General features: G+C 33.2%; 15 protein-coding genes, 1 tRNA gene and 1 pseudogene. 13 read left to right on the forward strand and 4 right to left on the reverse strand.

Annotation, left to right across the window (positions count from 1 at the left end):
• Window positions 1-14: 14 nt before the first annotated feature.
• From ACK1JC_RS06320 to ACK1JC_RS06350, 7 genes are all read left to right on the forward strand, one after another.
• Window positions 15-317, forward strand: coding sequence for a YbdD/YjiX family protein (locus ACK1JC_RS06320; RefSeq protein WP_409511018.1), 303 nt, complete (start codon window positions 15-17; stop codon window positions 315-317).
• A 172-nt stretch (window positions 318-489) separates the two neighbouring features.
• Window positions 490-1449 carry an AAA family ATPase gene (locus ACK1JC_RS06325; protein WP_409511019.1) on the forward strand — a complete coding sequence of 320 codons (960 nt, stop codon included), beginning with the start codon at window positions 490-492 and terminating at the stop codon, window positions 1447-1449.
• A 10-nt stretch (window positions 1450-1459) separates the two neighbouring features.
• Complete coding sequence (locus tag ACK1JC_RS06330) at window positions 1460-2365, forward strand: DUF58 domain-containing protein (protein ID WP_409511081.1); 906 nt, start codon at window positions 1460-1462, stop codon at window positions 2363-2365.
• Between the two features lie 91 nt (window positions 2366-2456).
• Window positions 2457-4514, forward strand: coding sequence for a transglutaminaseTgpA domain-containing protein (locus ACK1JC_RS06335; RefSeq protein WP_409511082.1), 2058 nt, complete (start codon window positions 2457-2459; stop codon window positions 4512-4514).
• 25 nt (window positions 4515-4539) lie between these two features.
• Window positions 4540-4616: transfer RNA gene (locus ACK1JC_RS06340), tRNA-Val, on the forward strand.
• A 142-nt stretch (window positions 4617-4758) separates the two neighbouring features.
• Entirely contained in the window at window positions 4759-5109 is a 351-nt protein-coding gene (locus ACK1JC_RS06345) for a hypothetical protein (protein WP_409511020.1), read from the forward strand.
• Between the two features lie 40 nt (window positions 5110-5149).
• Window positions 5150-5506: a hypothetical protein gene (locus tag ACK1JC_RS06350; RefSeq protein ID WP_409511021.1), complete on the forward strand. Its 357-nt coding sequence runs from the start codon at window positions 5150-5152 to the stop codon at window positions 5504-5506.
• A gap of 366 nt (window positions 5507-5872) precedes the next feature.
• Here ACK1JC_RS06350 and ACK1JC_RS06355 read toward each other — a convergent pair whose 3' ends face one another.
• Entirely contained in the window at window positions 5873-7018 is a 1146-nt protein-coding gene (locus ACK1JC_RS06355; protein WP_409511022.1) for a DUF1624 domain-containing protein, read from the reverse strand.
• Window positions 7019-7172: 154 nt separating this feature from the next.
• Here ACK1JC_RS06355 and ACK1JC_RS06360 point away from each other — a divergent pair, with 154 nt between their 5' ends.
• The 6 genes and pseudogenes from ACK1JC_RS06360 (at window position 7173) to ACK1JC_RS06385 (ending at window position 13877) form a co-directional block, all read left to right on the forward strand.
• The gene (locus ACK1JC_RS06360; protein WP_409511023.1) at window positions 7173-7490 is read left to right on the forward strand and encodes a hypothetical protein; all 318 of its coding nucleotides are present in this window, start codon (window positions 7173-7175) and stop codon (window positions 7488-7490) included.
• 161 nt (window positions 7491-7651) lie between these two features.
• Window positions 7652-8086: a hypothetical protein gene (locus tag ACK1JC_RS06365; protein ID WP_409511024.1), complete on the forward strand. Its 435-nt coding sequence runs from the start codon at window positions 7652-7654 to the stop codon at window positions 8084-8086.
• A gap of 342 nt (window positions 8087-8428) precedes the next feature.
• Window positions 8429-9154, forward strand: a complete 726-nt coding sequence (locus tag ACK1JC_RS06370) for an N-acetylmuramidase family protein (protein ID WP_409511025.1) — start codon at window positions 8429-8431, stop codon at window positions 9152-9154.
• 12 nt (window positions 9155-9166) lie between these two features.
• Window positions 9167-9799 carry a hypothetical protein gene (locus ACK1JC_RS06375; RefSeq protein ID WP_409511026.1) on the forward strand — a complete coding sequence of 211 codons (633 nt, stop codon included), beginning with the start codon at window positions 9167-9169 and terminating at the stop codon, window positions 9797-9799.
• A gap of 1048 nt (window positions 9800-10847) precedes the next feature.
• Window positions 10848-12910: pseudogene (locus ACK1JC_RS06380) on the forward strand (TonB-dependent receptor domain-containing protein).
• A gap of 247 nt (window positions 12911-13157) precedes the next feature.
• Window positions 13158-13877, forward strand: coding sequence for an SDR family NAD(P)-dependent oxidoreductase (locus tag ACK1JC_RS06385; protein ID WP_409511027.1), 720 nt, complete (start codon window positions 13158-13160; stop codon window positions 13875-13877).
• Window positions 13878-13923: 46 nt separating this feature from the next.
• Here ACK1JC_RS06385 and ACK1JC_RS06390 read toward each other — a convergent pair whose 3' ends face one another.
• From ACK1JC_RS06390 to ACK1JC_RS06400, 3 genes are all read right to left on the reverse strand, one after another.
• Window positions 13924-14556 carry a glutathione S-transferase family protein gene (locus ACK1JC_RS06390; protein ID WP_409511028.1) on the reverse strand — a complete coding sequence of 211 codons (633 nt, stop codon included), beginning with the start codon at window positions 14554-14556 and terminating at the stop codon, window positions 13924-13926.
• A 115-nt stretch (window positions 14557-14671) separates the two neighbouring features.
• Window positions 14672-15103 carry a MarR family winged helix-turn-helix transcriptional regulator gene (locus ACK1JC_RS06395; RefSeq protein ID WP_409511029.1) on the reverse strand — a complete coding sequence of 144 codons (432 nt, stop codon included), beginning with the start codon at window positions 15101-15103 and terminating at the stop codon, window positions 14672-14674.
• Window positions 15104-15113: 10 nt separating this feature from the next.
• Window positions 15114-15539, reverse strand: a complete 426-nt coding sequence (locus ACK1JC_RS06400; RefSeq protein WP_409511030.1) for an organic hydroperoxide resistance protein — start codon at window positions 15537-15539, stop codon at window positions 15114-15116.
• Between the last annotated feature and the right edge of the window lie 233 nt (window positions 15540-15772).

A 15772-nucleotide genomic window follows, 5' to 3' on the forward strand; every position in this document is an offset into this window, starting at 1 on the left:
AGAAGGTGAGTGGTATGAATCTAAAATTTGCAAAAAATGGTAAAACAGTGATTTATAAAATCATTAAAATGACCGTGATGGCGCAGAAGGATTTAATCTTTTCTCCAAAAAATTGGTCACGAATTGCGACTTTATGGACACGTTTACAGCAAAGTTTCAGATTGATGGTTGGGGTTCCTGATTATCAAACTTATGTGGAACATATGCAAAAAAATCATCCTGACTTAGAGCCAATGGACGAAAAAACCTTTCATCGTTATTGTGTCGATGCTCGTTATCCAACAGCAGGTGGAACTTTGAAGAAGTGTCCGTGTTGATGTGTAGATAAGATATTAAAAAGTAAAAACGGCTCTTCGGTGCCGTTTTTTTATATTCTGAATTTGATGCATTAGTTAGGCATAAAATTAGACGAATGATTAATCTTTGAGTATTTGTTAAAACCGTGTATGTTGAACCGAGCATCATCAATTAGATTAGGAAAAATAGATTATGATTTGGGGATTGAAAAAACAACAACAAAATGAAGAAGTCACATTACTTGCTGATGATGGACTGACACCATTTTATCCTCAAATTGATGCCTTCTTAAGCCAGATCAATCAAATCATTTTAGATAAGCCTGAGCAGACGCAACTTGCTTTATGTAGCTTGCTCGCAGGTGGACATTTACTTTTTGAAGATTTACCTGGTTTAGGGAAAACCACGTTGGCAAGCAGTTTGTCACACCTCGCAGGCTTGCAGTTTCAGCGGATTCAATTTACCAATGACATGCTTGCAAGTGATGTGATTGGAATCAATATGTTTAATCAAAAAGAACATCAATTTGATTTTAAACAAGGTCCTATTTTTACTCAAATTTTATTGGCTGATGAAATCAACCGCAGTAGTCCAAAAACCCAAAGTGCTTTGCTTGAAGCGATGGAAGAAGGCAATGTCACCGTCGATGGTACACGTTATGAATTACCCAAACCATTTTGGGTGATTGCGACACAAAATCCACTGTTTCAAAGTGGTACATATGCCTTGCCTGAATCGCAACTTGATCGCTTTTTGATGCGCTTGTCTTTAGGTTATCCATCTCGCTCGGCAGAAAAACAACTCTTACAACAAGATGCTCGTCAAAAAATGATCAATACGTTGCAAGCAGTGTTTAAGAGTGAAGATATTTTACAATTACAACAATGGGTGCGTCAGATTTATTTAAGTGATGCTGTACTTGAGTATTTACTTGATTTAACAGAAGAAACACGGAAAGGACGACATGGTTTGTCTACGCGTGGTGTGCTAGCACTGAAATTGGCAGCTCAAGCACATGCTCTGATTAGTAAACGTAGTTTTGTGACTCTTGATGATGTCCAAGCTGTTTTTGTTGCGGTGGCATCCCATCGGATTGGACTAGGCGAAGCGGAAACACGTTTATTGATGCAGCAGGTTGAAGCGAAAGGATAGTGTCATGTCAATGCGGATGAAGTTTCGACAATGGCTCAGTCAGCGTTTTCAATACCATGGCGTAAAAACTTTACGCCAAAATGATGTTTTAGTATTTATTTATAAACAAGGTTTCCTTTATTTAGTCTTGATTCTCATTACATTCATTGCAGGAATTAACTATGCAAATAACTTGATTTTAGGTTTTTGCTTTTTGATGAGTGCAATTTTATGTATCAGTTTTTACGTGACATTTAAACAACTGCATGCTTTAAGTATTGAGGTGATTGCACCTAAAATTGGACGATCAGGTGACGCTTTAACGCTACGACTATCTTTTAAGCAGGCAACGTTGAGCCCTAAATATTTACAAATTCGCTATGCACATCAGGTGGAGCCTGTTTTATTACAACAACTTAATCAACAAGTAGAACTAATTTTTCAGCCAACTGAACGAGGGTGGTTTGTTGTTCCTGAAATCCAAATATTTTCGACTTATCCTTTGGGGTTAGTTCGTGCGTGGACGTATTGTTATTTTCAAGGAGAGATTTGGATTGCACCAAAAGCTATGGATTCTCAGAAGGAAAATTCACAAGCTTCGAGTAGTGGTGAACCTGATCTTGATGAATTTCGGGAATTAAGAGCATTCAGAGAAGGTGATTCTTTACAAGCGGTGTCTTGGAAGCAGGCTGCACGAGGGCAGGGCTTATATATTAAACAATTTGAAGATCAATTTGATGCAAAAATAGTAGAAATTGATTATGCACAGATGCCATCGACATCACACGAAGAGCGTTTAAGTTTAATGATGGGTATGGTGGATCGTTGTGAAGCTGAAAATATGTTGTATAGCATGAAATTACCAACACAACAGTTAGTTGTTGGGCATGGGGAAATACAATTTTTCAATGCACAATTAATGTTGGCAAAGGCGTGATATGAATATTTTTAAATGGCGCTCAGTACAGCCTAGTCAACAAGATCAGAAACAACAAAATTATGTGCAGCAAAAGCCTGCAAGTACAACAATTACAAGACTTACACGTCTAAGTGTATTGTTAACACTTGCGATTATTTGGATTGCTGAATTAGCGTATTTCTCCATAGCATTGAGTGTGATTTTTGCATGTATGTGGATCAATTTGCTATGGAACTATAAAAATTCAATTCAGCCATTTCACATTCAAAAAAGATTATCAAATCAAACTAAAAATAGAATCCAGCAGGGGATTAAAGTCATTTTGACGCTATTCGCTTTAATGGTGATTTGGCTGAATTATGGTACTTTTGTTGGTGTTGAAGCAGGCACAGCAGCACTCGCAACATTTTTATATGGCAAAGCGCTCGAAACAAAACAATCACGGGACTATATCGTGTTGTTTAATTTTGCATTATTTGTTAGTGCTAGTCTTTTCTTGCACAGCCAATCGGTGTTGATGGCGATGATGGTACTGTGTAGTTTATTAGGAAGTTTGGTTGGTTTATATCAACTGCAAACGGGGCATTATGTTCAGAGCGGTCAAACGCAGGCCTCCTTAAAAACAGATACAGTGCATGTACTAAAAGTGATAGGACTTGCGGTTCCTTTTTTTGTTCTACTTTTCATGTTTTTTCCACGCTTGCCGCCATTATGGCAAATTCCTGTGAGTAGTCAGCAAGGTGTAACAGGAATCAGTGATCGTATGTCACCGGGCGATATTGCGGAGCTTTCGCAATCTTCTGCGCTTGCGTTTCGAGTGATGGGTGATTTAAAGAAATTACCGCCCCGACAAGATTTATATTGGCGGGCAATGGTGCTTGATCAATATGATGGTCAGACTTGGACAAGTCATCCAAGTAATCAAAGTGTATTCAATATTACGCCTGAAACGACATCTACCATTAAACAGACTTTTAATTATCAATATCTTGCGGCAGATAACCAAACGCATTGGGTGATGGGGCTTGAGGCGTCTATTCCCAGTCAACGTGGTTTTCAGGTCAATCTAGATGGTGCAATTATTCCAACACGTGCTGTGCAACGTACACAACCGATTCAACTACAGTGGGTTGGCAAGCAACTTCCTGTCGAGAGTGATGTATCCTCAAATACATTTTTAAATCAAAGAAGTACACGCTTTCAACAACACTATGATCCAAAGTCACAGCAGCTTGCTATGCATCTTTGGAATACGGCACAACATCAACCAAAGCAGTATGTTCAGCATGTTTTGGCTTGGTATAAACAGAATCATTTCTCTTATACGCTCACGCCTGGAACATTGGCGCAGAACAGAGTGGATGGGTTTTTATTTCAAAGTCGTCAGGGTTTTTGTGAGCATTATGCTTCGAGTTTTACCATGTTGATGCGCTATGTTGGTATTCCTGCACGTGTAGTAGTGGGTTATCAAGGGGGGCAATTTGCCCCTGATGGTCAGAGTTGGGAAATTCGACAAATGGATGCACATGCATGGACGGAAGTTCAGTTGGATGGAAAATGGCAAAGAATAGATCCGACTTTTATCATTGCACCGAACCGAATTGATCAGGGTATGCAAGATTTTATGCAAAATGATCAATCTGTATTTGGTGACAATTCAACGAGTATATGGAAATATCAGCAATTTAATGCTTTAAAAACGCTACGTGTATGGAGTGATTACGCTAGTTATCAGTGGCAAAGTAAAGTAGTTGGTTATGACGCTGAAAAGCAGACTAGTTGGATGGCAAAACTAGGTTTAATATCAAGTTATTCATTTGCTTTAGTGTTAATGCTTGGTTTGTTGGGGCTAGGAGGACTCTATTTTATAGTTGTTCAAATTCGACAATATTTAGCCATTTCAGCAGTAGATCGAATTCTGTATCGTTTTTCGAAGCATTTAGATGAGCCATTTTATAAACAAACATCTGAAACATTTGAGCAATGGATGTTTCGCTTATCTGAGTATGCTGATATTCAAACATCATTCTTAGAGGCAAATCAGATTTATCAAAAAATTGTATATATGAAGCAGGAAGATAAAATGCTTTTAAAACAGTTGGATGTTTTGCTTAAACAATGTGCATCTGAATTAAAAAATAATAAAAAGGCTTGTCATGTGCTATGAAAATGAATACTATTCTCAGCACTTCAGGTGTATAGCTCAGTTGGTTAGAGCGCTACGTTGACATCGTAGAGGTCAGCAGTTCGAGTCTGCTTATACCTACCAAAATTCAAAGCTAGAAATAGCAAGGGTTCTAAGCAAAAACAATGGCTTAGAGCCCTTTTTTATGCCTATAATAATATGTGCTATAGTTTCGGTAGTTTCGGAAACATGCGAAATTGAGTAATTATCGAAACTAATTTACGTCATGAAAATACCAAAACCTAGAAAACGCGGTGAAGCTTATTACATTGAGATTATGATTAATGGGAAACGCTCATCTGCAACTCGTGACACGATAAAAGAATGCACTCAATGGGCTTATAAACGCCTCATGGAACTGCAACTTAAATATGAAAAAGAATTAAAAGACTTAGATAAGCCCAAATGTAGTCTGCGTGAACTTTTTAATTTATATTACGAAAAAGTCGGGCAATATACCAAATCCAAAACTTATATTAAAAACCATATTAAATGGCTTGATCGTTATTATGGCGATTTAGTTGAGTGCTCGGTTCACGACTTTTCAAGTTTGTTAAGAAGTTTATGGTGTACCTAATTATCTAAGTATTAATACCATTTTACTAAACGAAGTTACAATGCTGTTCCGTCGTAGTGATTATAAAAATGGGGCACATGCAGGTTTTATTTTACATATGACTGATGCACTACAAACTCAGGAAGATGTTCAGAATTTAGAAGACTCTCTTGAAAATTCAAAAGGGACAGAGAACTTTAAGAATCTATTAATTTACACAGCTGGTGGGATGAAAGATGGTGTTAAAGTTATTCCACTGGCAGAAGTTGCAGCTAAAGATGAATTTTACAATATAAAAATTGCCAGTCGTGATGATCAACTTGCAGGGCATCGCATACCACCACAATTGATTGGCGTGGTACCACAAAATGCAGGTGGTTTTAGTAATGTCGAAAAAGTAGCTAAAGTTTTTTATTAGAATGAAATTGTGTATTACTAAAATCCACTGAAACAGATCAATGAAAGGTTAAGGATTGAGGGCATAAAATTCAAAAATTATGAACTTTTATCACGAGGTGTGTAGTCAAATTATTTATATGTAGAAATTTTTGGAAATAAAAAAAGCCCAACATCCTGTTGGGCTTTTCCGTACTAATACCTGACACTCCGTGTACTTTATCTTATTATCTTTGTCAGAACATCATGTTCCTGATGTTTCATAGTATAGAAAGCTTTTTTTTAACCACATATTGGCAAAATTCTTAAAATATTGTGAGCCTAAGCGCACAATATTCTATGCTCAAGTTACCATACATAAGCATTAGCGTACTAAATTTCGATTTAACTATAAATATTTAAGAAAAGGAATTTGCTTATTTTTATGTTTAAATTCAGAAAATTTTAGTATTAATGGATATAGTAATACACTTAAAATAATAGTGATTAACCATAATGTTATTACATGATTGACTCCGAAATATTGCCCATGAGTTGTTCCCCATATCGCGACTGAAATGGCATAGAGTGCTTTAAGTACAAATAAATGAACGATGTAGAAAAACATTGGTACTGAGCCAAAAACTATCAAAGGTTTTACCCAGTTTTTATTTTGAACTTTATCTAACAGTGCTAAGAGAATAAAGCCAACACCTACATTAAAAAGCGTAAATAACAATGATGGTGGATATTTTGTTAAGTTAAAAAAACTCATAATTGTTTCGAGTAAGCTAGGCATCGTTGACCATGCTTGATCACCGTAAAGATTAATAAATCGTAAAATAAAAAATAAACTAATGCTTATGACACCAATGCCAAGTAATGCAATATTACGATTATGACTCTCTTGTTTAGAATCAAATAAGCGGCTACCTATACAGTAACCTAAAGTAATAATACCAATCCAAGGCAAGACTGGATAAGATGTTCTTAGGCGAATTCCGCCTAGCTCTATCCACCCTCGTTCATAGAAAATAAACCAAAAATTCTGAAGAAGTGGCATATCTACAAATGAAATTTTTTCTAACAAGTTGTGACCAAAGATAATGAATAGACTGATTATCCAAAGCCATTTTTTGGAAAAACCAATCAATAATGATAAAGCCACCATACTTAGACCAATAGCCCAAATGACTTGTAAGTAAATGACATCTGGTGGAAATTGACCTGTCCAAGCAAAATTAATAACGACTAATTCTAGAAAAATGAGGAAGAAACCACGTTTAAGTAAAAACTCTCGTGTCTTTGTTAAGCTATTGTATTTTGCTTGATATAAATAGGCTGATAACCCAGTAAGTATGACAAAAACAGGTGCGCATAAATGAGCTAATGTCCTACTGAAAAATAAGAATCCTTCTGTGTCAGCTATAACCATTGGATCTGTAACTTGATGATGTAAGTAGAATGTCTCTCTAACATGATCTAGCATCATAATCAGAATCACGAGGCCTCTTAATGCATCTATTGCTTGTAAACGATCAAATGTACGAGTCATAAGAATAAATCATTAAAACAAAAATGTAATGTTATACCATTACATAAATAAGGTGAAGCTATAATAGGAATTATTCTTATTTAATTAGAAGTATTGAATTTTTTTGATCAATTATGATGGTTTTATCTAAAGAATAATTCTAGGAGTAATAATAATGGCTGGTGATTCTAGAATTTTAATAAATGATCAAGGAATTACAATTTCTACTGAGGGAAAGATTGTATACCAAGCAGGGCAACATAAATTTGAAGGAGGCCAACAAGTTGTATCCGAAATATATAAATTACCTGATGCTCCAACAGACTATAGTCTAAAATTTAAATATACATCTAACTTACCAAATCAAGTAGGTAGTGAAGATACCAATTTATCTCTAGGCAAAGAGTTGTTTATAGTTTCTAAAAAAGATCATAGTTTAGTTCAAAAATTTATCTTAAATCAGAATAATCAAGATAAGCAACTTTCAAACTAAGGGAGGTTTTATACACAAAAATCTGAAGACATCAGCGCAATGCTATTTATAAGTGAGGTACCATATTTATTTTTTAGTCAAGACTTAGAAAATAATAATGAACAATACGGTTTTGATGATGAATCTCACATTAGTGAAGCAGACAAAGAATAAGGTATAACATGTCAAATTTAATAGAAATAGATCTTTTAATCTTAGATTCTAATGGCATAGCTATAAAAAATATTAATGTTAGAACCAAGTATACTAATGGAACATCTTTAAAAGATGAAAAAACTAATAATTTTGGTCATAGAATAGTTTCTGCTTCCAGTAATAAAAAAATTGAGATCTATGTTGAAGATCCAAATGGGGAAATGGAGTTTAATAAAACATTAAACTCCACTTCAGCAAGCACTCAAGTACAACCTATAAAAATAAAAAGACCTATTAGTGCCTATTCGAAAAAGAATAATAGTAATTTACGAAATTTAAAAATAAAATTAATAGATTCAGATGGTTCTGTTTTAATGAATTTTCCAGTAAGAACAGGATATAAAGATTCTTCACGATTTTCTAACAGAACAACTGATGATAAAGGTTTTTTAGAGTTTTAAGCATCACCAGATAAAATAATTGAAATTAAATCTATAGATTTAAGTGATAACTTTATTCCTATTGAATCTTTTTGTTCAAATGAAACTGATATTATCAGTGTTCAGCATAAGTTTAAAATAAGCCAATTTTTATCAAAAACAACAGCAAAAATAGTTGACATTGATGGGAGCCATATCTATCTAAAGGCAAAAATTAAAATTACATATAATGGTAGTTCAGGAATAAAAACTATAACAAATGGATCATTAAATATAGCTACTTTCATTGGATATCCGATTGAATTTACTATATATAAACCTGACAACACTCCATTACAAACAAAAATATATGTAGCATCTCAAATGAAGCCATCCTCCGGCTTTGAAATACGAGTTCCCGTAAACTTAACTAGCGGAACAACTAATACAGATAAACCAAATATCAGACAGCAAGCTCCATCTGGGGTAAATGATTTTTTGACCTCTTGTATTCCATTGTATACTGGAGAGAAAATTACAGCAGATGACTATATAATTGCCGCCTCTCAGCTAAATTGTGAAGTAGCTGCAATTAAAGCTGTTGCTCAAACCGAGAGCCCTAGAGAAGCTTTTCAAGATTTTCTTGGAAAAAAAATGCCATCTATTTTATATGAACGCCATTATTTTAAAAGATTAACTGGTGGTAAATATAATAAGAGTCATCCTATTCTATCTGGCCCGCGAGGAAACTATGGATTATATTCAGCACAATACAAAAAGTTATTAGAAGCAATGTCTTTAGATGAAGAGGCTGCCTTAAAAAGTTGTTCATGGGGAAAGTTTCAGATTATGGGGGCAAATTATAAAAACTGTGGGTATTCTAATGTAAAAGAAATGATTAAAGAATTGGTTAAAAATGAAAAAATTCAGTTAATCCAATTTGTTAATTTTATTAAATATGACCCTAATTTATTAAATGCAATTAGAGCTAAGAAATGGGCTAGATTTGCAGAAGGATACAATGGGACAGGATATAAAGAAAATGCTTATGATACGAAAATGCAAAAAGCATATGATGTATTTAAAGCAAACTCAAATAAAATGCCTTAGGATTCCCATTAAATGAAAAAATTATATGTATGTATCATTGTTTTATCTAGTTTGTATCCTGTGAAATATAGTTTTGCTAACACAAAATATGTATACAATGAAAATGAAAGACAATGTTTCCTTCAGAAAAATAATCAAAAAATTTTATTAGCAGGTGCTAATGAAAAAACATACTTTTATTTTCCTTGTAGTAAAATCATAACAACTTATGAAACTCAAAAGTCAAAAGAGTTTTATTTAATATCTGAACTATTATTAGCAACATCACCTCAAGAAAACCAAAGATATATTAGGATCATTAAAGATGAAGGTAACAAGTCATATGATGATACTCAATTATCTTATTTACTGTCATCGTGTATCCAATTAAAAAAAACTAACAATAGAGATTTGGTTAATTATATTGTTGATAAAAATAATTTAGAAAAAATATGTAGTACCGATGATGGCTTAATATCCATTAACAAAAAAATATTCTTATATGATAAAGTTGGAAATAACTTTAAAATTCAAAAATCCTATTTAATAAAGAGTGATAAAATTAAGGTAATAGATTATTTTTTCAAAAATAAAAGCTTATGGCTATATATTAACTACAACGACTCTGTGAAAAAATGGATTCCTAGTAATTCTATAGATTTATAAAATCGCTAAAAGTTTGGTGATCCACCATGATCATCTCTGCCCATTTAGAAGATTTTATACGACAAACGTTCTATGCATTGCGATATTGAAACAGGAAATATGCGACTTGCGACAGATAACGAGCAAAAAATTAAATTATGGTGTGAGGTGCTGTTGCTGGGTCAGGTGAAACAATATTCTTTGATCGTATTTTTCAATGTTTTATAAGTATTAAAGAAGATGCTATTCAGTTGAATCAAAATCAAATAGATATCATTCATAATGAAATTGAAAAAATGAATTTTAGAGGGTATTCTTCTAAAGATAGTGATTAATAATGTTGTTATATTTTCTGTGTTTGATGGTATTTAAACATTGCTGTACTCCATCCCAATAAAACCATTTTTCAATCATATGAAAAAAAATGTTATTGAAAAATATATTTATGAAATTAAAGAATGGGGAGTAGATGTATTCTGCTTTAATATCCCACCAGATATGAGCAATTTGCAATAATTTCAGCGAAACTTAAAACCGATGGCGTATTTCAAGAACCCAGAAGAATTTATTGATTACTATATTGAGAACCTAAAATATATTTTTGCTCAACATTTAACTATTGATCCAAGTATTACAACATCATTTGATTTATATATTCAGCCCTGTGAAACAGGAAATAGTCTTGTTCTGCATGTTTCTAATTATGTTTTAACTCAAAATATTTCTAATGGTATAAATTATTATGATATATGCTGAAAAGGTATTAGATGCTGTAAAGATAAAAATGTCAGAATTAAATTAACTTAAACACTTCATGTGAAATAAAAAATGGGAGCCTTAGGCTCCCATTTTTACTGCTTTTAAGGGGAATTTTCCTCCAATATTTTGGCTAGGTTTACCTGATCAAATTGTTTAGATTATCAAATTAAAATTTTTATTGGTTTTATCAAAGAGAACTTTTATCTGTGAATCATGTAATTGTTAATGATTATCATTAGCAATTAATTTCTTATTAAGATATAGTATGGAAATTTTTTTCATAATTCACAACATATTAGGCGTATTTAACATGAATAAACAATTAGTGCTAAAAGTACTTTCTTTTTCAGTACTCTCAGTAATGTCTGTCTCAACTTATGCCAACAATACAAATGATGAAATGGAGAAGTTACCGACAATTGTAATTTCAGCAAGTAGTCAAGCAGTAGATATTAAAGAAGCACCTGCAAGTATTAGTGTTATCACAAGCGAAGATATTGAAAAACAACCAGTAGGAAGTCTCGCAGAACTCTTAAGTAAAGTTCCTGGTGTTACTGGTGGTATTAGTCCATCAGGTGACGGATCAAAAATTAAGTTACGGGGTTTACCAGACAATTACACGCTTATTTTAGTTGATGGTAAACGTATTGGATCTTCTAGAGATACTAACTATCGTCCAGATTTAGGTCGTCAGGATTTAAATTGGATCACACCCGATATGATTGAAAGAATTGAAGTTGTTCGTGGACCTATGTCATCTCTTTATGGCTCAGATGCAATGGGAGGGGTTATTAATATTATTACTAAAAAAATCCCAAATAATTGGGGGGGGGGAATGTCACTTTGAATTATACCCAACCTACAACATCTTCAAATTTAGGTAATTCTTTACAAACAGGTGTAGTCGTTGCAGGCCCACTAACAGATACACTTGGTATACGACTAACTGCTGGATTAACTGAGCGTGAAGCAGATAAAAAATATATTGATGGTAGTGGTACAACGGGTTCTCAAGACCAAAATTACAATGCAATGTTGCATTATAAGCCAACAGATAAACACGCTTTAAGTTTTGAAGTTGGTCATAGTATTCAAAAAAATGAAGAAGGTTCATCTATTGATCTAGAAACAGGTGATCAATACACAACAAGTTGGGGAGCAAGTAAATTAGAGCACAATTCAATGAGCATTTCACATGATGGTGAATGGAGTATTGGGAAATCTAAATTAAGTGCATATTACAATGATTATGACTCAAGTATTTCAGACTCAAAAACAAAGTCCAATGAATTAATCATAGAAGGTAGTTTAAGCATGCCATTTCAGGCAATGTTTGAACAAGAATTAACGGTTGGTGGTCAGTGGAAGAAACAAGAATTAACCAACTCCGACACAATAGGAACTCTTCCTGGTGGTAGTTGGGATGGTCAAAGTTATACAAATCCTAAAGTAGATAATAAAAGTTGGGCATTTTTCCTCGAAAACAATATTAATCTTCTAGATAATTTGAAATTAACTGTAGGTGATCGTTTAGATCATGATGAAAAATATGGAACACATCATAGTCCACGTGGTTACTTAGTTTTTAGCGCTACAGATGATCTAGTTGTTAAAGGTGGAGTTTCAAAAGGGTTCCGTGCACCCACCGTAAAAGAGTCTACAGCAGGTGCGGCAACTCAATCTGGCGGACGAGGATGTAATGGTTTAAAAGGTCAAGTTTGGAAAGATATGGAAACTGGTAAAGACCTGACTTACGTAAGCGGTGGTTGCTATATGACAGGTAACCCTAATCTTCAACCTGAAGAAAGTACGAATTATGAAATTGGTATTAATTATACAGGTTTAGGGACAGATATCGGTTTGACATTTTTTAATACAGATTTTAAAAACAAAATTGACTATTCTCCTTTAGGTGTTAGAAACGGTGTTTGGTTTACACGTAATGAAAATATTCAAAGCGCTGTAACTCGTGGTTTTGAAATGGTTGTAAACCTTCCAATTTTAGAAAATCTAAAATTGAACAATAATGCAACTTATTTTTTAAAAGCAAAAAATGAAGATACAGGAAATACTCTATTAACAACTTCAAAGTTAATCATAAACTCTTCACTAAATTGGCAACCTACAGATCCACTAAATATTGATTTGTCTGCTCAATATTTAGGTAAGCAATATTTAACAGAAACGACAACAACTTCATCTATGCAAAAACCCCATACGATTGTGAATTTGGCAAGTAACTATAAGGTAAACGATAAGTTGATAGTCCGTGGCGGTTTCATTAACTTATTTGACAAAAAACTATCAAATGGATCAGATAGTTATTTAGTTGAACGTCAAAAAGTATTTGTAGGTGCAACTTATAAATTCTAAGTCACTAAAATAGTTTGAAATTCTATGTGAATACTTCATTTCTACTTATCGTGGATAAGGTAATTAAAAAGCTACTTCACATAGAGGAAGTTTTAAGCAAAATGTAAACTCAAAAATGGGGGCTTAGGCTCCCATTTTCACTATTTTTTTAAATTTGCTATCTATGGTAGTTAGGTTAAATAGAAACTTGACCTCAAGTTAAGATTAGGTTTTATAGTTAAAGCATTATAAACATTGATGATAATTTATGAGTAATTTGAGTAAGAACTTTTTAATCTATGGTGTTAGTAAAGGGCTAGGTAAGGCAATTATTCAATCAATACCTGAGTCACATGATGTTATTTATGGGATTTCTCGTTCCATTCCTATTAGCATGGCTAATCTAAATTGGATTGAAGCTGACCTATCATCTAGTGAGACTTCAGTTTATCAAATAAAAGAAATCATAAATGATAATAAAATAGATGTTTTAATTTACAACGTGGGTATTTGGGAAACGAATGCTTTTACAGATGAATATGATTTTGAAAAAATATCACCACTTGAAATTAATCAAATGATAAGTACCAATATCACGACTTGTATTCAATCTCTCCAAGCATTACTTAAAAATTTAAGAGCCTCTAATAATGCGAAAGTCATTTTAATTGGGTCAACTTGGGGGGTAGAAAATCATAATGGAAAAGAATTAATTTTCTCTGCAACTAAATTTGCTTTAAGAGGGGTTGCTGAATCCCTAAAAGAGATATTACGTAATGATTTGATCGGTGTAAGTATTTTAAACTTAGGGTACTTAGCTACAGAATATGAAATAGATACCGCTATAGATAAGGTATTAAAAGAAACAGATTACTCTTTAATTCCATTAGCAGATGTAATACACGCTATTAAATTTATTATGTCTACTTCTAAGGGAACTTGTGTTAAAGAAATTTTAATGCCAGCAATGAAAGACATAAATGTTTAACTAGAATAATAAAAGCCCAACATGATGCTGGGCTTTTTCCATATTTTTACTTTAAGTTTAAAGAATTTTCAATTTCAATAGCATTTCTCCAACTCGCCAGCATTGTTAAACCATCGACATAACTTTTAATATGTGGGTAATTTTCTGCCTGATTTAATTTATAAATTAGACTATTTAATGCGAAGCCCATCATAAAATCGGCACCCGTTAAACGATTTGCAACAAAGTACTTTTTATTTTCTAAATAGTCATTTAAAAAACTAAACACTTTGTCAAATTCTACTTGGGCATAATTTTCTAAAAATACTAATCTAGTGCCATGCTGACTCTCAATAGAATTAAATATTTTTAATAAGTAGGGCACCATTGCCGAACTTTCGGAAAAATGAATCCACTGTAAATAATCAGCATAATCTGAGTCATTAAGATCGGGTGCTAATTGAGGCGCTAATTTTTGAATTAATAATTCAATTATTGCACCAGATTCAATAATTGCTTTTCCATTCCATTCAATCACTGGAGATTTACCCAATGGGTGAATCGTTTTCAATGCTTCTGGGGCTAAATGTGTGGTTGGGTCTCGATAATATTTTTTTAATTCATACGGCTGTTTAATTTCTTCCAATAACCAAAGTATACGAAAAGAGCGTGATTGGTCTAAATGGTGTAATGTAATCAAAACAATTTCTACCTTTTAAAACTGAAACAGGTTAATGAGCTAGATTACTTTTATAAGTTGATCCCTTATTTATAAAAGTATTTTAAATCATTGGGTTGTTAAATAAATTGAATATTTAAATAGCTTTGGATAAGGCTTGAACTAAAGACTGTATTTCACTTCGCAATTCTCCAATATTAGATATGTTTAACTGATCGGAAAGTTTTTTTGGAATATTTACAGCCAATTCTTTTATCTCTGATCCCTTAGTCGTAAGCGAGACTAGAACTCTTCGTTCATCATTAGAGTCTCTACGACGGTTAATAAAACCTGAGTTTTCCATCCGTTTAAGTAATGGTGTCAAAGTTCCACTATCTAAATACAAACAATGTCCAAGATCACCTACACTCACATAATCACGTTCCCATAACACAAGCATTACTAAATATTGAGAATACGTAAGACCTAAAGGTTCCAGTAAAGGTCTGTATACTTTTACTAGCAAGTTTGATGCAGCATATAGAGGAAAACATAACTGCTTATCTAGTTTCAGATGATCATTAGACATATAGAAATCTTTATCGAGTTTTTACAGTGAGCGATACGTCTATATTACCTCGAATCGCATTGGAATAAGGACAAACCTTATCTGCTTCACTGACAATTAATTCAGCAGTTTCTTGATCTAGATCTGTAATCGTTACTTCTAATGCTACTGTTAGAGCAAAACCACCATGATCATTTGATTTCAATCCAACTGTGCCAATTACTTCAATATCATTATCTCGAACTTTATTGTTTTTATTTCGTGATACATGAATAACAGCATTACCAAAACAAGATGCATAACCTGCCGCAAATAATTGTTCAGGGTTTGTTGCATCACCTTTACCACCTAATGCTTTTGGTAAAGCAAGACTAAGATTTAATAAGTCATCTTCGCTATGAATATTTCCGTTACGACCGCCAACTGCTTTAACTTGTGTTGAATATAGAGTGCTCATTATTGCGCCTTTATTTGGATGGCAATTAAATTGATAGCAATATAATTGCTTAGTATTGTAGATATGTCAAATTTTAAAAATTATGTCTGAAAAATTTCCTTTAAGATCAATATACTATATTAATGATTTTTCGCGTTAAGCCAAACGCAGTCTCTACTCCTAATGGACCACTTACTAAATGTCTTGTTTTTGATACATGCAGAAATCAAATATAAAGCCCATTTTTTAAAGGC

Source organism: Acinetobacter sp. TY2, from assembly GCF_046269225.1.
Lineage (GTDB): Bacteria > Pseudomonadota > Gammaproteobacteria > Pseudomonadales > Moraxellaceae > Acinetobacter.

What these genes read in the sequence shown, in the direction of transcription:
- ACK1JC_RS06320 (WP_409511018.1), top strand. Translation starts at nt 15, where the DNA reads ATGAATCTAAAATTTGCAAAAAATGGTAAAACAGTGATTTATAAAATC.
- ACK1JC_RS06325 (WP_409511019.1), top strand. Translation starts at nt 490, where the DNA reads ATGATTTGGGGATTGAAAAAACAACAACAAAATGAAGAAGTCACATTA.
- ACK1JC_RS06330 (WP_409511081.1), top strand. Translation starts at nt 1,460, where the DNA reads ATGCGGATGAAGTTTCGACAATGGCTCAGTCAGCGTTTTCAATACCAT.
- ACK1JC_RS06345 (WP_409511020.1), top strand. Translation starts at nt 4,759, where the DNA reads ATGAAAATACCAAAACCTAGAAAACGCGGTGAAGCTTATTACATTGAG.
- ACK1JC_RS06350 (WP_409511021.1), top strand. Translation starts at nt 5,150, where the DNA reads ATGCTGTTCCGTCGTAGTGATTATAAAAATGGGGCACATGCAGGTTTT.
- ACK1JC_RS06355 (WP_409511022.1), bottom strand. Translation starts at nt 7,018, where the DNA reads ATGACTCGTACATTTGATCGTTTACAAGCAATAGATGCATTAAGAGGC.
- ACK1JC_RS06360 (WP_409511023.1), top strand. Translation starts at nt 7,173, where the DNA reads ATGGCTGGTGATTCTAGAATTTTAATAAATGATCAAGGAATTACAATT.
- ACK1JC_RS06365 (WP_409511024.1), top strand. Translation starts at nt 7,652, where the DNA reads ATGTCAAATTTAATAGAAATAGATCTTTTAATCTTAGATTCTAATGGC.
- ACK1JC_RS06370 (WP_409511025.1), top strand. Translation starts at nt 8,429, where the DNA reads ATGAAGCCATCCTCCGGCTTTGAAATACGAGTTCCCGTAAACTTAACT.
- ACK1JC_RS06375 (WP_409511026.1), top strand. Translation starts at nt 9,167, where the DNA reads ATGAAAAAATTATATGTATGTATCATTGTTTTATCTAGTTTGTATCCT.
- ACK1JC_RS06385 (WP_409511027.1), top strand. Translation starts at nt 13,158, where the DNA reads ATGAGTAATTTGAGTAAGAACTTTTTAATCTATGGTGTTAGTAAAGGG.
- ACK1JC_RS06395 (WP_409511029.1), bottom strand. Translation starts at nt 15,103, where the DNA reads ATGTCTAATGATCATCTGAAACTAGATAAGCAGTTATGTTTTCCTCTA.
- ACK1JC_RS06400 (WP_409511030.1), bottom strand. Translation starts at nt 15,539, where the DNA reads ATGAGCACTCTATATTCAACACAAGTTAAAGCAGTTGGCGGTCGTAAC.